Here is a 22,016-nt window from a genome sequence, read left to right on the forward strand (position 1 = left end):
AAGATGATGGAAGCACCATATCCGATTATTTTAAATTTGGCGAAAAAAAACGTAGCAGTAATTGGTGGCGGAAAAGTTGCCTATCGTAAAATTAAAAAATTGCTCTTGGCTGGTGTAGTACCGACAGTTATTAGTCCTGAGTTAGTTGCGAATATTGATCAAGCTAAGATTAACTGGATTCAGGATATTTATCGGCGGAAATATGTTGAAGAGATGGATATTATTATTGCATGTACAAATGACGCGCAGGTTAACGACCGTGTCAAAGCGGAGGCAACACATTTTCAATTAGTAAATAATACTAGTGATAAAACTAATTCTGATTTTTATAATTTAGCAACACTTAGCTCAGATGATATGTTTATCAGTATTTCGACAATGGGAAAATCACCCAGTGTTGCTAAAAAAATGAAAAATGAGATTAAAGAATGGGTTAGTAAGAGATTTCATAAGGAGTTTGAATAAGAATGTATTTGATGTGTGTGAGTTTGAATTATCATCAATTACCAATTGAATTACGAGAGAAATTTTCTTTTTCGGCTGACGAGATTCTCAAAGCCAATAGGTTGCTTAATGCGGAAAAGAGTATTTTAGAAAACTTGTTGATTTCAACCTGTAATCGGACTGAAATCTATGCGGTAGTAGACCAGGTTCATACGGGTCGTTATTACATTAAACGTTTTTTAGCGGAGTGGTTCCATTATACGGTAGAAGAATTTAATCAGTATGTTTCAATTACCACCAAGGATGATGCTGCAAGTCATCTTTTCCGAGTAATTGTGGGGCTAGATTCTTTAATTAAAGGTGAGCCACAGATCTTGGGACAGATGAAAAATGCATTTCAAGTTGCAACAGATCAAGGAACAACCGGAGTAATATTGAATCATCTGTTTCGGCAGGCAATTACATTCTCTAAAAGAATGCATACAGAGTATCGGGTAAGTGAACTGGCTCAGTCTTCTGGTCAAGCAGGATTACATCAAATTAAAAGCGATTTTGGTTCATTAGAAGGTAAGAGTTTGGCGGTAATTGGGTTAGGACATATTGGTAAACATACTGCTTATAATGCTAGTAACATGGGTTTTAGCAAAGTTTTACTATTGAACCGCACGGACCAGAAAGCTGAACAGATTGCTAACGAGTTGCAAGGAGTAGTGGAGGCACGACCATTTAGCCAGTTAGATTCAGTGATGGCAGAGGTTGATGCTGCTGTTTTTGCTGCTTCAGTAAAAGAGCCACTATATCGGGTAACCGATGATCGTCAGCAAGTGATTGTTGATTTGGGTGTTCCACGAAATGTCGCCTATGATAGTGAATCCGCCAATTACTATGATATTGATAATTTGCACTCAATATTAGAAACGAATGACACCAAGAAAAATCAAATGTTAAATCAAATTGCTAAAGAAATTCCCCTTGAAGTTAACAACTTTTATGTTTGGGAAAAGCAATTGCATATTGTTCCTGTAATTAGAGGGCTTCGTGAGCATTCATTAAAAATTGAAGGAGAAGCATATGATAGTCTTCTACGTAAATTACCAGAATTAAATGCCCATGAACGTAAAGTGATTAGTAAGCATATGAAGAGTATCATTAACCAGATGATTAAGGGACCAATCAAAGAGATCAAAGAGTTATCAGTAACGCCAGGAGCGACAGCGGATATTGACTTTTTCTGTAAAATCTTTGGGATGGACAATTTAAAGGTGGAGAATCAAGAAAATGACAGATAAAGTAATTGTTGGTAGTCGGAAAAGTAAGCTGGCAATGGCGCAAACCAAGCTAGTGATTGCATCGCTTAAGGAACTTTTTCCGACAACACAATTTGAAATTAAGAATGTTATTACTGAAGGTGATCGTAATCAGCAAGCAAGCTTAGCTAAAATTGGTGGGAAGGGTGTTTTTGTAAAAGAGATTGAAGAAGAGCTGAAAAACTGTACCATTGATTTTGCTGTTCATAGTCTTAAGGATGTAATGCCTGTACTGCCTGATGAATTAACACTTGGCGCCTTCCCTAAACGAGTATCGCCATTTGATTGCTTGGTGAGTCGGCAGAAAATTACAAGTCTTAACAGTCTGCCACATGGAGCACGAATTGGGACTAATAGCCTACGCCGGCAGGGACAATTATTGAATCTCCGTCCAGATTTAAAAATTATCCCAATTAGGGGTAATATAGATACTAGGTTAAAGAAAATCGACACGGAAAACCTTACTGGGGTTATTTTAGCTGAGGCAGGATTAGAGCGCTTGAACATTGATCTAAGTGACTACCATAAGCTGTCACTAAAAGATAGTATTATTCCAGCTGTTGGCCAGGGCTGCCTCGCTATTGAATGCAGAAAAGCTGATGAAAAAGTTCTTAAAATGCTTAGTCAGATTAATGACTCAGAATCAACACAGTGTATTCATATCGAACGAGAATTCATGCGTGAGTTAGGGGGAAGCTGTAATTTCCCAATTGGTGGGCATGCTTACTTACAGGACCAGCAGATTGTTTTTGACGGGTTAATAGCATCCCCTAATGGTGAACACTTAATTAAAGAAGTAGCAGTTCCTGCCAATAAGCCTGGAGTCGGCAAGATGGTTGCTGATCAGTTATTGGCTAAGGATAATTTTGGAATTATTGAAGGAGATTAGTAATAATGTTGCAATTTGATCGTCATCGTCGTTTACGTACTAGCGCTGCAATGCGAGATTTGGTAAGAGAAACTCATTTAAATAAAGATGATTTAATTATGCCGGTTTTCGTGGACGCAACAATCAACGGCAAAGAAGAAATTCCGTCAATGCCGGGAATTTACCGGTATAGTCTTGATACCATTTTGGATGAAATCAAGGAAATCGTGGACCTTGGTATTAAATCAATTATTATTTTTGGTGTTCCAGAGAAAAAAGACGAGGTTGGAACCGGCGCTTGGGAAGAGAATGGTATTGTCCAACAAGCGATTCGGTTAATCAAGAAAAACTATCCTGAATTAATCGTAATTGCAGATACCTGCTTATGTGAATACACCAGCACCGGTCACTGCGGAATTCTTAAAGACGGAATAGTCTTAAACGATGAATCCTTAGAATATCTTACTAAAACAGCAGTTAGCCAAGTGGCAGCCGGTGCGGATATTATTGCGCCATCAAATGCAATGGACGGTTATGTCGCTGCTATTCGTCAAGGATTAGATGAAGCAGGATTCAAGAACACACCAATTATGTCCTATGCGGTTAAGTTTGCTTCTTCATTCTACGGTCCATTCCGTGACGCAGCAGATGGTTCGCCAAAGGAAGGGCCAAAAGATCGTAAAACTTATCAAATGGACCCAGCAAATCGTTTAGAAGCCTTACGGGAAGTAGCAAGTGATGAAAAAGAAGGTGCTGATTTTGTAATGGTAAAGCCAGCGATGGCCTTCCTTGATGTAATGCGTGAAGTTCGCAATCATACCCTTTTACCGTTAGTTGCATACAATGTCTCTGGTGAATATGCAATGGTCAAGGCAGCAGCAGCTAATGGCTGGATTAATGAAGACCAAATTGTTTATGAAAGCCTAGTAGGGATGAAGCGTGCAGGTGCTGACCTGATTATTACTTACTTTGCTAAAGATGTTGCTAAAAAGCTCTAATATAAGGTGGTTATTATTTTGACTAAGTTAGATACAACAAAATCTCAGGCTGCGTTTAAAGAAGCGCAACAATATATGCCAGGTGGGGTTAATAGTCCGGTTCGGGCATTTAAGAATGTTGGTGGTGACCCACTTTTTATTGACCATGGTAAAGACGAATATATTTACGATATTGATGGAAATAAATATATTGATTACGTTCTATCATGGGGTCCGCTAATTTTGGGCCATGCAGACGATCAAGTAGTAGCTGAGCTTGATAAGGCAGTTGCCAAGGGAACAAGCTATGGTGCGCCTACGTTACAAGAAACTGAATTAGCAAAAATTGTTAATAAGATTATGCCATCAATAGAAATGATTCGGATGGTATCTTCAGGAACGGAAGCAACAATGAGTGCTATTCGGTTAGCCCGGGGTTACACTCACCGAGAAAAAATTGTAAAGTTTGTGGGTAATTATCATGGACACAGTGATTCACTATTAGTAGACGCAGGGTCAGGTTTAGCAACGTTTGGCATTAATACTTCACCTGGTGTGCCTGATGACCTTGCCTACGATACCTTAACAGTTGCCTATAATGATGTGGACGGTGTTAAAAAATTATTTGCAGATCATGGGGATGAAATTGCTTGTGCGATTGTTGAACCGGTAGCGGGGAATATGGGTGTTATTCCTGGTACCCAAGACTTTTTACAAACTCTTCGTGATGTTACCAAGGAACATGGTGCTCTTCTTATTTTTGATGAAGTAATGTCTGGCTTCCGAGCAGCATATCATGGTGTGCAAAGTTTAGTTAACATTACCCCTGATTTAACAACACTAGGCAAAGTTATTGGTGGAGGACTTCCAGTGGGTGCATTTGGTGGTCGTCGTGAAATAATGGAGCAAATCACTCCTGCTGGTAATATTTATCACGCTGGGACTCTTTCTGGGAATCCATTAGCAATGACAGGTGGAATCAGTACGCTTAAGCAATTAACGCCTGAGGATTATGTTGAAATGGATAAAAAAGTTACAGCATTAACTGATGGAATTAAGAAAGCTGCAGATAAGTATGGTGTACCAATGACTGTTCATCATGTTGGAACAATGTGGAGCTACTTCTATAATGGTGATTCAATTAATAATTTTGATGATGTAAAGGCATGTGATCAGAAACTCTTTGAAAAGTGCTTCTGGGAATTATTAGCGCACGGTGTTTATGTTGCACCTTCACAATTTGAAACTAACTTTATTTCTACCAAGCACACTGACGAGGACATTGAAAAGACAATTGCAGCATTTGATGCAGCATTTAATGCGGCAACCAAGTAAATAAAAGATTAAAAGGCTGTGGCAAGGAATTGTCACGGCCTTTTTTGAAAGAAGTGAAAAAATGGGAAAGCAAAACTTAACCTTTGTCTTAGGTGGTGCCAAGAGCGGTAAGTCAGAATTTGCTGAAAGTTTATATTCGCGCCAAGAAAAGGTTTGCTATATTGCAACCGGTGTAGTAAAAAATCCGGACGGTGAAATGCAATTACGAATAAAACGCCATCAAGAGCGCCGATCAGCTAATTGGACAACGCGAGAACAATATAGAGATATTGCAGAAGCGATTGAAGATAATCCTTTAGATGGCTACTTACTTGATGATGCGATAATGCTAGTCACAAACTTGTTTTATGATTTTGTGCTAACTAAAACAACGCCAGAAAGAATAGATGCTTATTTAGAGCAAGCTTCTTCGACTGAAATAGCAAAAATTCGCCAAATGATTCTTGATGAGTGGGCAAAAATTTTAATGGCGCAAAAACAGAATAGTCAGTCAATGGTAATTGTTAGCGATGAAGTTGGCTTAGGAGTAGTACCAGCAACCAAACAAACACGGATTTTACGCGATTTATATGGTGAGGTTAACCAGCTAATTGCCAAGAAAGCAGATAACGTCTATTTCGTTGTTAGTGGATTAGCCCAGAAAATTAAGTAGGTGATGAAATGAAAGATGCATTGATTTTATTTGGACAGTTTTTTACTAAGCTGAACATTCCCATCCCTGTTGATGATGCAACTAATAAATTCAAAACGAGTATCCAATATATTACCCTTTTTAGCTTTTTATTAGGATGTATTGAAGGGCTAATCTTTTGGGGCTTTACCTACCTTTTTCCATTATGGTTTGCGTGGATTTTATACTGGATTACTGATGGCTTATTAACCGGGGGCTTTCACCTTGACGCACTCGCCGATACGGCCGATGGCTTTTTCTCTTCCCGAACGTCTGATAAGATTTTTGCAATTATGAAGGACAGTCGGCTAGGGACAATGGGGAGTTTGGCACTGCTCTATTATTATGCATTAGTTACTGGATTAGGAATTGTTATTAGCCATTATTTAAACCTTATTCATATGATCCTATTGACAATTTGTCTAACAATGCTAACTAAGGCAGGTTTGTCGCTCCTCTTTTATAAAATGGTTTATCCCGGTAACAAAAAAGGGCTTTCAAATATCTGGTTAGGAATTAAACCTTGGCGGATAGTGGTTGCACAGGTTTTTGCAATTTTTATTGTTACCCTTTGTTTTTCATGGGAGGGATTAGTTAGCTACTTGATGATCCCATTAGTAGCCATTTTCTATCATCGAAAGGTGACAAAAGTATTGGGAGGAACGCCGGGAGATACACTAGGAGCATTTGCCAGTCTTTCCCCGTTGATCTTTTTGATAACATTTACTATTTTATTGAGGTTTGGATTATGAAACTGATTTTAGCACGACACGGCGAGACTAATTATAACCACCTGCGAAAATTTTACGGGTCGGCTGATGTTAGCCTTGATGAGAAAGGCAAAAGGCAAGCACGGGAATTAGCAGGAAAGGTAAGAAAACTGCATCCGACATTATTCGTTAAGACTAATCTTCAGCGAACAAAGCAAACAATTAGTGCAACAGAAGCATTCTTTCCGACAACTCCGACAATGATAATTCCTGATTTAGCTGAAAAAGGTTTTGGCAACTGGGAAGGGTTAGATGCAGACGAAATTGAAGCTCGGTATCCAGAAGATTGGAAAAAATGGCTGGCGGCACCGTTAACGTATACACCAGCAACAGTCGAGCCATTTGATCACTTTCAGACTCGAGTACAGCAAGGCTTGCGGTGGTTATTGGAGCATGTTACGGAAAGTGATGTAGTTTTTATCGTAGCCCACCTTGGTTCTCTTCGTCTGATATACCAAGAATTGGTTGACCCGACAGCAGATTTTTATTCGCTTGATTTTAAGGCGTCTTGCTATAGTGTTTTAGAACTAAAAAATGGAGAGGTATCAAGGTGGCAGCTTAACTTGTAGGGGTGACGACAATGGCAATTTTAATTACATATCCTAAACGTAAGATTCCTGTTTACTGGCGAATGCGTTTAGAACAGATGACAGATGTTATTTATTTTCCTTTTCGGGTATTAGAACCGGTGAAGTTAAGGAAAGAAGATCAAAATAGGGTAAGGACTAGTAAAGCGCTTGTTATCACTAGCTTGTTTGGAGCTAAAACGTTTATTAACGAATTAAAATCATTAAATACATCAGCACCAATCTATGTTCTCAGTGAGAAAATTGCAAAACTTTTAGAAAACAAAGTAGCTAATCCGATTACTATTTCGCCGGTAGAAAATCGTGCTTCATTGGCTACTGTTTTGAAAGCGGATGCAGTTAAGGATACATGCTGGCTAATTGGTGATAAAGCTTTAAAGTATTACGGTGATTTTGCTGGTGAGAAAGTGGTAATTTATCGTAATACATGGGATAAATTGCATGAAAGCAAAGGATTAAAAATCTTCTTAAAACAGAAGATCACGATGGCGTTAGTAACAAGTGCTTCTAATTTTGATCGAATGTATGAAGTGATGACAAAAGTAGATAGCAATGAATATAAAAGGATTAGCTATTTTACTCTTGGTAGAAGTACAGGTGAATATTTAAGACGCAAGGGGCTAGATGTAACGGTTCCGGAGACAAAAACAGGAGTCTTAGAGCAGGCATTGAGTGACATCTACAAAGCTGAAAAGGATAAATAAAATGAAATATAATGAGACAAAATACAGACCACTAGTACAAGGCGCAATGAAACAAATGCAGGTTAAACTGGATAACCTTGCCAAACCAGTTAAGGGCCTAGGCCGACTTGAGGAACTTGCTGATCACTTAGCTGGAATCTATGGGACAGTTGACTTTAACGTAAAGCCACGCAAATGCTTAGTCTTTGCGGCAGATAATGGTGTGGTAGAAGAGGGAGTTTCAGCGAGTCCGCAAAAAATTACGGCAATACAGGCAGTGAATATGATGAAAGGGCATACCGCAGTCGCAGCTCTGGCTAAAGCATTTGATTGCGCCGTTCAGGTTTATGATTTAGGAATAAATGCTGATTTAAGATCTCCATTAGTGGAAGAACATAAAATTAGTTATTCAACTAAGGACATGCTTGTTGAACCGGCAATGACTCGTCAAGAAGCAATGGAGGCTTTTCAATTTGGCTTTGAGATGGGAATTAAGGCGTTTGAAGAAGGAAACCAGGTAATTGCAGTTGGTGAGCTGGGGATGGGTAATACAACTGCTGCCTCAGCAATAGTTGCGGCAGCATTAGGAAAGACCGGTGAAGAAGTAGCTGGAAGAGGATCGAATATTTCAGATGAACGATTGAAGCATAAGATTGATGTGATTAACAGGAGTTTAGCTCGTGCAGGTTTTACAAACCGAAAAATTAACGATGCTCTTGAAATTCTCAGTGAAGTAGGTGCTTATGAACTTGGTGCAATGGCTGGTGCAATTTTGGCTGCCGGTGTGATGCATAAACCTGTTTTGTTGGACGGCTTTCTTTCGTATTCCGCAGCGTTACTTGCTAATTTAATTGTGCCTGGGATAACTGATTATATGATTCCAACTCATAAATCAAAGGAGCATGGATCACAAATTGTATTAGAGGCACTTAAGCTGAATCCATACATTGATATTGATATGTGTGTAGGTGAAGGTAGCGGTGCAATGATGATTCTGCCATGGTTGGATGGAATAAAATCTGTGCTAGATAATATGAATACTTTGCAGGAAATGGATTTTAATTTTATTCCGTAAACTGTATTATTACTGAATTTACGAGAAGATATTAGTACACAATTTATTTTAGCTTTTGCTTTGATGCTTGGTGAAATATGAGTTGTAGTTTATTGCACTATAAGAAAATAGTGATTCTATGAGGAGATAATTTGATGAAAAAAATCAAGTTAATTAGTAGCTTATTAGTTATGCTTTTATTATTTGTTGTTTTAACAGGCTATACAAACAATGATCAAAAGGGTAATAGTACAATTAATGTTACCTATACCCTTAAACAGGGGAAGAAAATTGTTGCGACTAAAAAAACAACCTTAAAAAAGAATGATAAGGTTGTCACCGGCTTAAAGAAAAATTGGAAAGTTAAAGAAGTTAAGGGATTCATTACGTCGATTGATGGAATGAAGGAAAACCAAAAGAAAGGAATTTATTGGACGTACACTGTTAACGGAAAAAAGGTTAATAAACTGGCTAATCAACAAACGCTAAAGAATAAAGATAAGGTTCAATTTACGTTAGACAAGGCGGAATGATGTAAATGAAAGTACGTGTTCATCCAGTAAGTAAGCATATGCAGGTCAAACGAATGACGCTAATTGCGATGCTGGCAGCACTAGGGACTGTTTTACGGGTCTTTAAGATAATTCCAATCCCTAACGTTCAACCTGTTACAGATTTGATAATGATTGCAACATTAGTTCTTGGCGTTGGCTTTGGAATTTCATTAGCAATGATGATAATGATCTTGTCAAATTTGCTATTAGGTTTTGGTATTTGGACCGTACCACAGATCCTAGCATATGTCGTTTGTGTTCTTACAGTGGCTGGTCTTGTCAAAGTAACACCCTTAAAAAGGCATTTTACATTACAGCTTATATTGGCAACTTTTCTAGGATTTGAATATGGATTTTTTGTTAGTTTAGGAATGTCAATTTATGGTGGTTGGGCTGCTTTCTTAGCTTATTGGCTTAGTGGATTGCTATTTGACCTATATCATGCATTAGGAAATTTAGGCTGTTACTTTATTTTATATAAGCCGTTAACGGTAGCGTTTAAGCACTATTTGCAAGAAGGATAAATGATTTTGATAAAGACCAAAGTAGTAGGTATTTTCTATTTCTTTGGTCTTTAATTCTATCTGGCATTAGATATATCAGTAGTTTGATAGAAAGTGTAAAAAAATGTAAAATATAATCAAAATGTAAAAGAATGTAAAAAGAGGGTGAAATGCTATGAATAATTTACAAAGAAATCCATTTGATCCTAGTTTTGGAACACCACCTAATATTATGCTACCAAACTATCAGAGTGGTTTTGAGAGTCCAAAGGCAGTTGCACAAGCAATTGATTACGGTGACCCTAATCGAGTAATTTTTATTACAGGTTTGCGTGGATCAGGAAAAACAGCTTTATTAACTAAAATTGAACAAGAAATTAAAAAGCTTAATAATACTTATATTTTAGAAATTGATAATAATCAACATATGGTTCAATCATTTGGTCAAGGCCTTAAAAATATTTTTAAGGTTTATTCATTGCTTGACCGACTCTCATCAATTTCAATTATGGGCTTTGGCCTAAGCCTTGCTAAAAATAGTGAAGATTATACTACACAGGATATTGAAAATTTTATGGCAATATTGACGAAACTTGATAAAAAAGTAGTCATTTTTATTGATGAATTTAATCATAAGGAAAATACTCGTGAGTTTATTCAATTGCTTCAGAATCTTAAACGCCATAATTTGAATTTTTATTTAGTTGCAGATGGTTTACCGCAAATGATTTATGAAATTGAACATGATCAAACATTAACCTTTCTTAAACGGGCACGTCATATTCAAACTACTTTATTAAATGTCAATTTAATTGAAGAAGAGTATCAAAGGTACCTTAGCTTTCCACCAATACTTAACCATCAGATGGCACAACTTACAGGTGGATATTCGTTTGGCTTTCAATTACTTGGTTACAAACTTTGGAATGCACTAAATCTTAGTCAACAATTACCAAATCAACAGACTTTTGAAGTAATTAGGCAACTTTACATTCAAGATTTATTTACCCAGAGTTATGATATTATTTTTGATAATCTTTCAGAAAACGATCGAAAATATCTCATAGGGACAGCTAATAATATGACAACTACACAAATTGCTTTGCTAATGAATTACGATCGAACAGCTAAGCAACAACAAAATTATGTTAATCAATATCGCCGCCGGATGATTCAACAAGATTTAATTGCACCGGCTGGTAATGGTCAAGTGCGATTTAAATTACCGTTATTTAAAGAATATCTTGATGATACTCAGGATATCAATTCTGTTCGCTATGACCCATTGCTTTAACTATATAAAATAAAAATTCGTCAAAAATTAAGGTACGATATAATCTAACCGATAGTGAAGCAGACAAATATTTAAATAATTAACTAAATTGGGACTCAAAAAGCCAAAGTAGCAAAATAAATGTTACTTTGGCTTTTAATAGTTATAGTTAGAGAATTTATACTAGCCGACCTTAACTGGTGTGTCAGCTTTTTCACCATTAATTAGTTTGAAATTATTATCGAAAGCTTTAAGAACCATGTTACGGACAGCGTGAGTGGTGTAGAAAGCGGTGTGAGGGGTGACTAATACATTTGAGCGATCAATTAAGTCCTTCAAGCGCTTGTCAGGGAATTCTTTACCACGCCAATCCTCATTAAAGATACCGACTTCATCTTCATAAGTATCCATTACGAAGCCAAAAATCTTTCCACTGTCTAAGCCTTCAATAACTGCATCGGTATCGACCAATGCACCACGGGAACAGTTAACAATTACAACGTTGTCTTTCATTTTAGCAATTGATTCCCGGTTAATCATGTGGAAGTTTTCCTTAGTTGCTGGAACGTGAAGTGAGATTACATCAGCTTGAGCGTAGAGGTCATCAAGACTGTCCACGTAGTAACCCTGCTTCTTTAATTCTGGATTTTCAAATGGGTCATAAGCGATTACTTTAGCTCCAAAGCCTTCCATGATTTGCATGTAAACTTGTCCAATGTGACCGGTACCGATAACACCAACAGTTTGATCACGGACTTCACGACCAATTGTTGGTGCCCAGCGTAAGTCACCATTAGCAATCTTTTCGTCTAATACTTTAGTTTGACGAAGAACCCGAGCAGTTTGAATAGCAGCGTGTTCTGCGATTGCGTTAGGGGAATAAACAGGAACGTTAGTGATTTCAAATCCTAGTTCTTTTACCTTGTTCATATCAATATTATCGACACCAACGTTACGCAATGACATCTTTGTAATGCCTTGATCTGCAAGTGCTTGAAGGGTATCAGCGGTGTAATCAAGTTGTTGATAAACGACAACGCCATCAGCACCCTTTGCCTTTTTAGCAGTTTCAGGAGTCAACAGTTCGCTGGTATATTCTACTTCAACTTCTGGATGGTTCTCGGCCCATTCTTTGACATAAGGTTCTTCATCTTTACGGATGCTGAACGCAAAAATTTTTTTGTTAGTGCTGGAAGAATTTTGCATAGATTGATTTAGTACTTGTTTGACAATCTTTTTAACTAGTTCTGGGTTTACATCAACGTTAGCCATAATATATAACCTCGTTTCTTTATAAGGAACTTAATCCCATATGCAAATTAAACAAACTATATTATAGCTCATAATAAATAACTAGTTAAACGCTGTCAAATAGTGAGTAATATTATGGATAGCAGTATATGAACTTACATTTTAATTTGCATTATTCTTATAAAAGAGTAATATGTAGAAAGTTAGGTACCAAACGAGTTGACGAAAGGAAGAATTTAATGGCTACTAGTGAAGAGTTAACAAAGGAATTATTCTCTTTTTCTAATGAGATTCATCAGCGGATTATTCAAAGCCACCGGGCACATAGCGCGTTTATTGGCCGCGGTAAAATTTTGTGGTTATTGGCAAATAATGATTATGTTTATCAGAATCAACTTGCTAATCTTGCCAAAATAAAACCGGGATCGTTAACTCAGATTCTTGAAAAAATGGAACATGAGCAACTAATTATCCGTAAACGTGACCATAACGATAAACGTTTGATTTATGTTCGCCTAAGCAATAAGGGAAAAGAGCAATTTCAAAAAAACGAAAAGTATCATCGTGATTTTCAAGAATTTATGACTGCTCCGTTAACACCGGCAGAGATAGATCAGTTTGTCGCGACTTTAACGATATTACGAAAACAATTTAATACATATATTGATCAGCATCAAAAGGAGATGAAAAATAATTGATACGGATAGCACGAAAAAATTTAGCTTTATGGGCAACCTTAGGAGCAGTTCTCTTTTTACTGATTCAAGTTTCCTGTGATTTATATTTGCCAACGGTTACTGCAGATCTTGTTAATCGTGGAATTGTCCAAAAAGATATGGACGTGATTTGGAGTAAGGGAATTAGGATGCTGATTGTCGCAGCAATCGGTCTTCTCGCTGCGGGGCTTAACGTTTACTTTGCGGCCACCCAATCAATGAGGGTTGGTGAAAAATTAAGGGGTCAAATTTATCATAAAGTTTTGCGTTTTTCTAATCGTGAGATGGATGAATTCGGGGACTCTTCATTAATTACGCGTTCGACTAATGACATTGTACAGATTCAAAACGTAATGGTTCAAATGCTGCGGATGATGCTTCAAGCGCCGGTTATGCTGGTTGCTGCGTGTGTTTTGGCTTATATTCGAGAACCGCGGCTGACAAAAGTGTTCTTTATCAGTTTGCCTATCTTAGCGATTATTGTAATGATGGTGATGTACTTTGCGGTGCCATTATTTAAGAGTATTCAGAAAAAGACGGATCGCATTAATCTGATCTTCCGTGAAGGGCTCACAGGAGTGCGTGTTATTCGGGCCTTCCACCAAGATGAACGCGAACAAAAACGTTTTAAAACTGCTAATGAAGATTACACGCAAACCGGGATCAAGGCTTTTACGATTGTTTCGACATTATTTCCGGTTGTAACGCTGATTTTAGGGATGACTAATGTTGCTATCATCTTACTTGGTGGTCACCTTGTGGCAAGTATGAATATGCAGGTCGGTGATTTAATTGCTTTTATGACCTATGCTACTCAGATTATGATTAGTTTTATGATGCTTTCAATGATTTTTGTTTTTGTTCCACGGGCTTCGGCATCTGCTGCGCGGGTTAACGCTGTTTTAGACCAGTCAATTAGTATCCATGATGTAGCTAAAAAAGGCCAGGAGAAGATTTCAATCGATCAACCAGCATCCCTAGAATTTAAGGACGTTGACTTCCGCTTTAACGGTGCGGAAAGACTTGCATTACAGGATTTGAACTTTAAAATTACTGCGGGACAGACTTTAGCAATCATCGGTGGAACCGGCTCTGGTAAATCAGCTTTAGTTAACTTAATTCCGCGTCTTTTTGATGTCGAGAGTGGTGAAATTAAAGTTAACGGAGTACCAATTAAAAAGCTCAGTCAGCATGACCTTCATAAAGTTATTTCAATTACGCAACAGCAAGCGGTTCTCTTTAGCGGGACAATTCGTTCTAATCTTCAATTTGGTTATGAAGATGCAAGTGACGAGCAGATATGGCGTGCACTGGAAATTGCACAAGCAGCAGATTTTGTTCGTGAAGAGGGCGGACTAGATGCTGTCGTAGAGCAAAATGGAAGCAACTTCTCTGGCGGACAGCGTCAACGACTGGCGATTGCGCGGACGATTATTAAGCCGGCTTCAATTTATATTTTTGATGATTCATTCTCCGCGCTGGACTTTGAAACTGATGCTAAATTGCGGGTTGCTTTGGCTAAAGACCCGCAAATTCAGCAGGCGGTTACGGTAATTGTTGCCCAACGGATTTCAACGGTTGTCGATGCTGACCAGATTATTGTTCTTGAAGAAGGCCGGGTAGTTGGTCAAGGGACTCACCAAGAATTAAAGACCCATAATAAGACTTACCAGCAAATAATCCAGTCACAGGTTGAGAAAGGGGATGTCGATCGTGCGTAGAGGACCACGTGTACCTGAACAAGCACAGCATTTTTGGCCAACTACTAAGCGTTTGATTGCTTACTTACGGCCTTGGCGTGTGGGTGTTATTGTATCGATCTTTCTGGCAATTATTTCAGTTATCCTCTCAATCTTGGCACCTAAAATTTTAGGTGAAGCCACTACTATTATTTATGATGGAATGTTAAAAGGATATGCGGAAATAAAAGCAGGAGAACACCTAAGCACGCTTCCCATTAATTTCAACCGCATTTGGCAGATTGGAATTAATGTTATCTTGCTATACCTTTTTTCCGGTTTGTTCAGTTTCTTGCAATTACAAATCATGACCCGGGTATCACAGCGTGTTGTGTATAATCTGCGACAAGACTTTGAAGAAAAGATGCGACGGGTACCTATCAAATATTATGATACCCATAATAACGGGGATATTATGAGTCGAATGGTTAACGATATGGATAATATTGCCGGAACACTCCAGCAAAGCCTAATTCAGATTATTACCAGTGTATTAACGGTTATTGGGGTCTTTATCTTAATGCTAACCATTAGTTGGAAGTTAACCATTATTGCGCTTGTGACGATTCCGCTAAGCATTTTAGTTGTTGCGTTTGTTGCACCTACTTCACAACGATTATTTGGCCGCCAGCAAGCAGCCTTAGGAAAAATCAATGACCAGGTCGAAGAAACCTATGCTGCTCATACAATTGTCCGGACGTTTAATAAAGAAGAGGACGAAGAAAAAGAATTTAATCGGCGTAACCATCAATATTATCAATCGGCGTGGAAAGCGCAATTCTTTTCTAGTCTAATGATGCCGATGATGATCTTTATTCGAAATGTCGGCTATTTAGTTGTTGCAGTTGTTGGTGCAATTCAGGTTATCCACGGCCAAATTACACTTGGTAATGTTCAAGCGTTTCTGCAATATACCAACCAGTTTTCACAACCAATTGCGCAAATTGCCAATCTTAGTAATACCATCCAGCAGACAATTGCTTCTGCTGAACGGATTTTTGAAGTGCTTGATGAGCCGGAAATGGACGATAAGATTAAAGAGACGCCGGTATTGGCAGGCACAAACTTGCCAAAGGTTGAATTTAAGGATATTCAATTTAGCTATACCGATGAACCGCTTATTCAAGACTTTAACCTTAAGGCGCCACGGGATAAGATGGTTGCGATTGTTGGTCCAACCGGTGCCGGAAAGACAACCATCATTAACCTTTTAGAGCGCTTTTACGATCCTCAAGGCGGGCACATTTATCTTGATGGACAAGATACTAGCTCTATGACCCGCGATGATTTGCGGAAACATATCGCAATTGTTCTTCAGGATACGTGGCTCTTTACGGGGACAATTTTTGAAAATATTAAGTATGGGAACGAAAATGCATCAGATGAGGAAGTTTATCATGCGGCAAAAATGGCACGGGCTGACGCGTTTATTCGTGAATTGCCTGATGGTTATCAAACAGTGCTGGATGAATCGGCATCTAATATTTCGCAAGGGCAGCGTCAACTACTAACGATTGCCCGGGCATTTCTAGCTGATCCAGAAATCTTGATATTAGATGAAGCTACGAGTTCTGTTGATACACGGACAGAGGTATTAATTCAAGAAGCAATGAATGCATTGCAACAGGAACGAACTAGTTTTGTTGTTGCACACCGCTTATCAACAATTCGCAAAGCTGATCAAATTGTAGTTGTTAATCATGGAAAAATTATCGAAACTGGTAATCATGAGTCGTTAATGAATAAAAAAGGATTCTATGCGGCACTTTATAACAGCCAATTTGCAGGAAATTAAGTTAAGACTAGTAAAAGCGACTAGATCAGGAGACTGATTCTAGTCGCTTTTTCAGATAAAAATTATTAACGAATTGGACATGCACCACCAGCACAGTCGGACTGATCAACAAGGTCAAGTGCTTTATCCTGTTGTTGCGCGTTAAATACATCAATTACATTACCAGTAATTTCGGCTTGTCGTTTAACGAAAAATTCCTTAGTGATTGGTTCTTTAGGCGCTTGTTTTAGTGAACCGCCATAATAAGGTAAGAGTGAAGTAGATTTGATTCCGTTAAGGTACTGCTTTAATAGTACCGGAATTTGGGTAGCTTCTTTATTTTGGAAGGTAATAGTACAGCTAACGGCATTATCAGACCAGTATTTCTGTAAGAACGCCTGAGTAGCGAATTGTTCTGCAATTGATACATTTCCAGCAGAAGCAAAGTTTTTGTTTTCAGCATTAGTTGCCTTAACTGGGAATTCAACACAGATAGTATGGTCAGTATAAATATCAGGTTCCATCCGATAGCCGCATTCTTTTAATGCATCAAGCAGCGGATCAGTATCCTGAAAACGAATCCGTTGAATAAGGTAGCCAGCATAGTGGAAGTGCATTCCTTCAGAAACACCAGCTAATTTTGCTACTGTTCCAGAGGGCTTAACAGTAGTATGTTTGATTGACAGATTACAATTCAATTCAGCGGAGTATTCCTTATCGGCGTTAATTACTGCTTGATATAGGGTGTTGAACTTGTCAATTACTCGTTGGTCGTAGACAGGTTCCATTACTCCATCATTATTTTTTACAAAGCCGGTTACTACTCGGTTGCCAAAGTCGTTTAAAATCCAATCTTGTATCCCTGACATTGAAATCCCAATGCGTCGGTTTTTCTGGATCATTTTACGGGAAACTTCCCAATCATAGTGACTAAATGTAACTCGCTTTGCAAACCGAACACCAAGTCGAAAAGCATCCTTAAGATCCCAACCTTGTTTTTCAGCAACGAGTGGGAAGACTTCAAACAGGTTACAAGGCTCACCGTTAGCAAGGGAAATTTCACCACACGGGTTAGTTCCTTCAACGTCGCCATCGATATTTTCCTGGTAGCCATCAGCTATTCGGCCATAATTCTTGGATAGGCTAGTATTGACGATTCCCGGTTCACCATTTTCTTGAATAGAATCAGCGACCTCTTGGAAGTGGTCAAAATCCTTATCAATACTAATACTGTTATTTGATGCCCACCGGTGATGCTGGAGTTTTTCTTGGTCTTGCTTCATTGTAATAAATTGGTGGTTATTTCCTGAACCAAGAGCTAGTTCAGCTGAACGACGAACGTTACCAGCGATGACAGCTTTGCCGATTAGATTACAGATATCGGTACAGTCAACGGCGCTTAGGTTAGTACCATCCTTGGCGTTAAGCACCTCGTTAACATCTTGAAGCATTTCAATTAGGGGTGTAGGGCCAGAAGCAGTACCGCCAAAGCCGTGGATTTTAGCACCACGCGGACGGATATTTGTCATATCCAAAATAAGCTTATTTACATTATTTTGGTTGGTATTTTTAAAGTGAAGGTCAATTAATTGAGCAACAGCAAGTACCCAACCTTCACGGGTATCAGGAAGCTGATAGTAAATTTCATTTTCCTGGAGCGGCTTTTTGATATCATTTCGATCGTAAGCGCCAGCACTAATTGATTCATCATAAGAAGCACTGCTTTTATCAATTACGATGGATAGGTTAATTTTGTGATCTACGCTTGGGATTTGATTAATGTTATCGTCTGTTACGGAAAAGCCAACACCGCCACCCTTCATTAATTCGTCAAAGAGAAACGCAAAGGGCATTGATACCGCTACTTGCTCATTGTTTAAGTAGCTTGGCTGAATGTGACTATCGCCATATTTTTGGGGACGAATAGCAATGAACCAGCAATTGTTTAGTGAGTCACCGGTCCGTTTCTGGTAATCAGTACCTGAAATCCATAAATTTCGGCCGGATGGTGTTGCGCCGAGACCGTAGATTAATTTGAATAACTGTTCTGCTTCAGCTGTTAACTCATCAATAACAGCTTGTGATGGGTTATCGTTAAGGCGGGGATCAAGGTTAATGTTCCCTTCAATAACACGTTTAACAGTTTCTTTCCATTCCTCGGTGCGATTCTTATCTGCTTGCCACCGAGCGTATGTCCGTTTATATGTAACCCAGCCGAGCGGGCCCCAATGTGGTGTGATTTTTTTAGTAGCTTGATCAATAAATGATTCTTTAAGTGTGATTTTTTGCATGGTAATTAGTGCTCCCTTTAAATTAGATAACACAATATATGGTAATCTAATTCAGCACGATATACAACATATAGTGATTTTTAAAAACCGCAATGAATTAGACGATCATTGCGGTTCAATCAAATTATAAAAATTTAGTTATAGGTTCTTGTCGATTTTAAAGGTAAGTTTAGAGAGCTCTAACCCGTGCATAACCAATTCAGCCATTAGGTTCTTAGTTCGCTTAGCCATTTCAGCAACCATCTCATGAGTCTTGGAACTCAAAAAGTCGCTAACTTCACTAGGTGCCATCCCCTTAACTTGTGGAGCAATTTCATTAACCCAGTGGTACAAATATTCGCGTGAATCTTTGAGGTAATCTAAGTCTTCCTTAGAGAACTCAGCGTGGTGTGATTCAACAAGCATTGAAAGGGTACGGTACATCCAGTAAGCACTCTTAAGATCCATGTTGAGTTTTTCTGGTGTTTCACGGTAGCTGACGTCAATATCTTCGGCGTTTCCGAAAAATGGAATATAAGGAGTAAATGTTGGTACGCCAAAGCTCATCCACATAATGGTCGAAGCAACTTCTGGCAAATCATTCCGAACCTGCAGAATATGGGAATTCTGTGTTCGATTTAGGGAAATTGGCCGGAAAAGCTGTTTTTGCTGTTCAGTTCCTTCATGACCGAGGGGATCGTAAGGAGTTCCTTGGTAGTGACTGCTGAGGATTTTTTGCACGTCTTCGAGGGTAACACGGTGATTGGTTTGCATGATAAATGGAATATCAAAATCCAAGGGGTCGAATTCTACGCTGGGGTTTAATACCTTATGACCATACCATTGACGTGGTGTGTTGTAATGCTGGTCGAATACGTCAGCAGTCCCAAAGATATGGCGGAAGTCCCAACCATATTTATCAGGGTTGAGGTGGTTTTTCTCAACGAATTCTTGGATGCCATTAGACCACATAAAGTTATCAGGGTCATTGAAGTCAACTTGCTGGATTGCTACTCGATTTCCAGTTACGGCATAAGAGTCATCGGGGATCCGTTGAGCAACCCAGTGGTGACCAGTGACGATTTCCATATACCATACATCTTTTTTGTCGCTGAATATAATACCGTTTCCTTCAGCAGAACCGTATTTGGCGACTAGTTTACCAAGGTATGCAACCCCATCACGAGCGCTATCGATAAAGGGAAGGGTGGCAGCAACCACAAGATCTTCATTGATTCCGGTTTCGGTATTAAGCGGATCGCAGGCAAGGACGCGTTCATTTGCATAAACACTTTCGGTTGCACTCATTCCAACGTTTTTTTCGTTAAAGCCGCTCTCGTCGAATACCCCCTCAGTTCGATAATCAACATTAGGAGTACCTTGGTAACGATAACCATCAGCAGGGCGATCAATTACACATTTATTTAAGTATGCCTTTACTTGGTTAGGGTGATTATGATATGCGGGATAAGTAACGAAGCGTTGGGGCGTAAGCGGACCAAATGTATCATCATTCCGCGCTGCCATTGTCGAACCATCGATCGTTGCGTTGCGACCCACAAGGACAGTGGTACAAGCAGATAAATTCTTTTTCATCTTTTCAGGACCTTTCTATCAAACAAACTACAATAATCAGTTTAATCTTCAACATTAACCGGGTCAATCGTCAAGAAACTACTTTTGTTCTAAATCAGCGAAAGTAGCATGAACTAGGGTGGCAAGATCTTCGGCATTTAATTTAACAGAACGGCCCACTTTACCTGACGAAACGAAAATATCGCCTTGTTCTCTGGCCTCGTTATCAATAAAAATGGGGTATTCAAACTTCTCGTAAATTCCTACAGGGGTGTTAGCACCATGCACATATCCGGTAGTTTTGAGAAGATTTTTTAGCGGCACCATATTAACCTTTTTATTGCCCGAAACCTTAGCAAGCTTTTTCTCATCTAAGTGTGTATCGACTGGGATGACGCCAACTAGCGGTCCGGTTACGTTACCGGTTAATACTAGGGTCTTATAAATAATGTGTTCGTCAACCCCGGTATGATCAACACTCATTGAACGTACATCGCCGTCTTGATGAGTTGGAAATTCAGCTTGCTCGTAAGCAATGTTATTTTTATCAAGGATTTGTTCTACCTGTGTTTTTTTCATTTTGCTTTTTTTATTCTTTTTACTCATAAAAATTTCCTCCTAAGTTTATCTGGGACGCACCAATATTTTACAAAAGGATCCCAATTTAAAATAGGTCTGCTATACTAAAAGTGTAGCTTAAATTGCGAATTAATTAAATCCGAGGAGTTAATTAGATGGCAGACTTAGTATATCGCTCAGTGATGCGTGATATAAAACAAAAAATACTAGACAATAAATATCAAGGGATGCGTTTACCTGATGAACGAAGCTTAAGTGAAATCTATCAGGTAAGCCGCAGTTCCATAAAACGGGCATTGGGAGTACTCGCTCAGCAAGGAATTATTTTTAAAAAACGCGGATCCGGTACATTTATTAATCCGCTATACCTAAAAAACCAGTCATTATTCCACTATGAAGGTAGTAATTTGGGTGTAACGGACAGTTTCCAAGTAGATGGTAAAAAGCAAGGAATAAAATTACTTGATTATCAAGTTGTTCCTGCAAGTAAAGATGTTCAAGAAGAACTGTTTCTTAATGATAACGACTTTGTTTATCAGATTAAACGGCTGCGGTTAATTGATGACCAGCCGTTTATGATTGAAACAGGTTTTATTCCAATTAGAATTACGCCCACTCTTTCTCCTGAAGTTGTTAATGGGTCAATTTTTAATTATTTAGAAGATATGATGGGAAAACGGGTTACGAAGTCATTTATGACGATTGGTGTTTCGCCGTCAACGAATGAAGATCAAGACTTATTGAAGTTAAGTGAAACAGAGCCGGTTGGAACTATTGAAGGGATTTTCTTTTTGGATGATGGGACGCCGTTTGAAGTTTCTAATATGCGAATTCACTATAAATACATGAAATATAGTACTTTTGTTAGCTTAGACCAAGAAAACTAGTGAATATGATAGCAGACTTTAAAGCATTAAAATAGATGTAAAATTTATTTTTTTCAAAAGAAATTTTAATTGTACACTGTTGGTATTGAACGGGGTTAAACAAAGGTAAATTAGCATTTCTGCGGATTAAGATAAATAGGAAAATGTTAAAGAACACCTTAAAAAGATTAATTTTTTATAATTGGACCGTATCAATTTGT

21 protein-coding genes are annotated in these 22,016 nt (G+C 38.5%); 17 read left to right on the plus strand and 4 right to left on the minus strand.

The genetic code is table 11. From position 1 onward, the window contains the following. The first annotated feature begins 3 nt into the window (after positions 1-3). From IEU90_RS02010 to IEU90_RS11245, 13 genes are all read left to right on the plus strand, one after another. The gene (locus tag IEU90_RS02010) at positions 4-465 is read left to right on the plus strand and encodes a precorrin-2 dehydrogenase/sirohydrochlorin ferrochelatase family protein (RefSeq protein WP_225431238.1); all 462 of its coding nucleotides are present in this window, start codon (positions 4-6) and stop codon (positions 463-465) included. Between the two features lie 2 nt (positions 466-467). Continuing rightward, positions 468-1,733: a glutamyl-tRNA reductase gene (hemA, locus tag IEU90_RS02015; protein WP_153709165.1), complete on the plus strand. Its 1,266-nt coding sequence runs from the start codon at positions 468-470 to the stop codon at positions 1,731-1,733. Further along, positions 1,723-2,640, plus strand: a complete 918-nt coding sequence (gene hemC / locus IEU90_RS02020) for a hydroxymethylbilane synthase (RefSeq protein ID WP_153709164.1) — start codon at positions 1,723-1,725, stop codon at positions 2,638-2,640. The genes hemA and hemC overlap by 11 nt, the downstream gene beginning before the upstream one ends. Positions 2,641-2,645: 5 nt before the next feature. Next, the gene (hemB, locus tag IEU90_RS02025) at positions 2,646-3,617 is read left to right on the plus strand and encodes a porphobilinogen synthase (RefSeq protein ID WP_153709163.1); all 972 of its coding nucleotides are present in this window, start codon (positions 2,646-2,648) and stop codon (positions 3,615-3,617) included. 18 nt (positions 3,618-3,635) lie between these two features. Then, positions 3,636-4,931 carry a glutamate-1-semialdehyde 2,1-aminomutase gene (hemL, locus tag IEU90_RS02030; RefSeq protein WP_153709162.1) on the plus strand — a complete coding sequence of 432 codons (1,296 nt, stop codon included), beginning with the start codon at positions 3,636-3,638 and terminating at the stop codon, positions 4,929-4,931. A 61-nt stretch (positions 4,932-4,992) separates the two neighbouring features. After that, positions 4,993-5,583 (plus strand): bifunctional adenosylcobinamide kinase/adenosylcobinamide-phosphate guanylyltransferase, encoded by a 591-nt coding sequence (locus IEU90_RS02035; protein WP_153709161.1) that lies wholly within the window; start codon positions 4,993-4,995, stop codon positions 5,581-5,583. A gap of 8 nt (positions 5,584-5,591) precedes the next feature. After that, positions 5,592-6,353: an adenosylcobinamide-GDP ribazoletransferase gene (locus IEU90_RS02040; RefSeq protein ID WP_188357648.1), complete on the plus strand. Its 762-nt coding sequence runs from the start codon at positions 5,592-5,594 to the stop codon at positions 6,351-6,353. Next, the gene (locus IEU90_RS02045) at positions 6,350-6,940 is read left to right on the plus strand and encodes a histidine phosphatase family protein (protein ID WP_153709159.1); all 591 of its coding nucleotides are present in this window, start codon (positions 6,350-6,352) and stop codon (positions 6,938-6,940) included. The genes IEU90_RS02040 and IEU90_RS02045 overlap by 4 nt, the downstream gene beginning before the upstream one ends. Before the next feature lie 11 nt (positions 6,941-6,951). Beyond that, a complete protein-coding gene (locus IEU90_RS02050) occupies positions 6,952-7,662 on the plus strand; it encodes a uroporphyrinogen-III synthase (RefSeq protein ID WP_153709158.1) in 711 nt (236 codons plus the stop codon). Position 7,663: 1 nt separating this feature from the next. After that, a complete protein-coding gene (gene cobT / locus IEU90_RS02055; protein ID WP_153709157.1) occupies positions 7,664-8,716 on the plus strand; it encodes a nicotinate-nucleotide--dimethylbenzimidazole phosphoribosyltransferase in 1,053 nt (350 codons plus the stop codon). A 134-nt stretch (positions 8,717-8,850) separates the two neighbouring features. Continuing rightward, positions 8,851-9,228 (plus strand): DUF4430 domain-containing protein, encoded by a 378-nt coding sequence (locus IEU90_RS02060; RefSeq protein ID WP_153709156.1) that lies wholly within the window; start codon positions 8,851-8,853, stop codon positions 9,226-9,228. A 5-nt stretch (positions 9,229-9,233) separates the two neighbouring features. Continuing rightward, positions 9,234-9,773 carry an ECF transporter S component gene (locus IEU90_RS02065; RefSeq protein WP_153709155.1) on the plus strand — a complete coding sequence of 180 codons (540 nt, stop codon included), beginning with the start codon at positions 9,234-9,236 and terminating at the stop codon, positions 9,771-9,773. A gap of 154 nt (positions 9,774-9,927) precedes the next feature. Further along, entirely contained in the window at positions 9,928-11,046 is a 1,119-nt protein-coding gene (locus IEU90_RS11245; protein WP_225431237.1) for an ATP-binding protein, read from the plus strand. A 162-nt stretch (positions 11,047-11,208) separates the two neighbouring features. Here IEU90_RS11245 and IEU90_RS02075 read toward each other — a convergent pair whose 3' ends face one another. Next, positions 11,209-12,231 (minus strand): D-2-hydroxyacid dehydrogenase, encoded by a 1,023-nt coding sequence (locus IEU90_RS02075; RefSeq protein WP_153709517.1) that lies wholly within the window; start codon positions 12,229-12,231, stop codon positions 11,209-11,211. A gap of 284 nt (positions 12,232-12,515) precedes the next feature. Here IEU90_RS02075 and IEU90_RS02080 point away from each other — a divergent pair, with 284 nt between their 5' ends. The 3 genes from IEU90_RS02080 to IEU90_RS02090 are packed head-to-tail and all read left to right on the plus strand — an operon-like array spanning position 12,516 to position 16,526. Continuing rightward, positions 12,516-12,974 carry a MarR family winged helix-turn-helix transcriptional regulator gene (locus IEU90_RS02080; protein ID WP_225431236.1) on the plus strand — a complete coding sequence of 153 codons (459 nt, stop codon included), beginning with the start codon at positions 12,516-12,518 and terminating at the stop codon, positions 12,972-12,974. Continuing rightward, the gene (locus IEU90_RS02085) at positions 12,971-14,713 is read left to right on the plus strand and encodes an ABC transporter ATP-binding protein (RefSeq protein ID WP_153709153.1); all 1,743 of its coding nucleotides are present in this window, start codon (positions 12,971-12,973) and stop codon (positions 14,711-14,713) included. Before IEU90_RS02080 ends, IEU90_RS02085 begins: the two co-directional genes overlap by 4 nt. Then, positions 14,697-16,526 (plus strand): ABC transporter ATP-binding protein, encoded by a 1,830-nt coding sequence (locus tag IEU90_RS02090; protein ID WP_153709152.1) that lies wholly within the window; start codon positions 14,697-14,699, stop codon positions 16,524-16,526. The genes IEU90_RS02085 and IEU90_RS02090 overlap by 17 nt, the downstream gene beginning before the upstream one ends. A gap of 65 nt (positions 16,527-16,591) precedes the next feature. On the opposite strand, the gene nrdJ is transcribed toward IEU90_RS02090, so the two are convergent. The 3 genes from nrdJ to ybaK form a co-directional block, all read right to left on the minus strand. Next, positions 16,592-18,796 (minus strand): ribonucleoside-triphosphate reductase, adenosylcobalamin-dependent, encoded by a 2,205-nt coding sequence (gene nrdJ / locus IEU90_RS02095; RefSeq protein ID WP_153709151.1) that lies wholly within the window; start codon positions 18,794-18,796, stop codon positions 16,592-16,594. A gap of 138 nt (positions 18,797-18,934) precedes the next feature. Continuing rightward, the gene (locus tag IEU90_RS02100; protein WP_153709150.1) at positions 18,935-20,371 is read right to left on the minus strand and encodes a C69 family dipeptidase; all 1,437 of its coding nucleotides are present in this window, start codon (positions 20,369-20,371) and stop codon (positions 18,935-18,937) included. Between the two features lie 78 nt (positions 20,372-20,449). Continuing rightward, positions 20,450-20,956, minus strand: a complete 507-nt coding sequence (gene ybaK, locus IEU90_RS02105; RefSeq protein ID WP_163704501.1) for a Cys-tRNA(Pro) deacylase — start codon at positions 20,954-20,956, stop codon at positions 20,450-20,452. A gap of 128 nt (positions 20,957-21,084) precedes the next feature. Here ybaK and IEU90_RS02110 point away from each other — a divergent pair, with 128 nt between their 5' ends. Beyond that, positions 21,085-21,816 carry a GntR family transcriptional regulator gene (locus tag IEU90_RS02110; RefSeq protein WP_153709148.1) on the plus strand — a complete coding sequence of 244 codons (732 nt, stop codon included), beginning with the start codon at positions 21,085-21,087 and terminating at the stop codon, positions 21,814-21,816. Positions 21,817-22,016: the final 200 nt, after the last annotated feature.

The sequence above is a fragment of the Limosilactobacillus caviae genome (genome assembly GCF_014635905.1).
GTDB lineage: Bacteria > Bacillota > Bacilli > Lactobacillales > Lactobacillaceae > Limosilactobacillus > Limosilactobacillus caviae.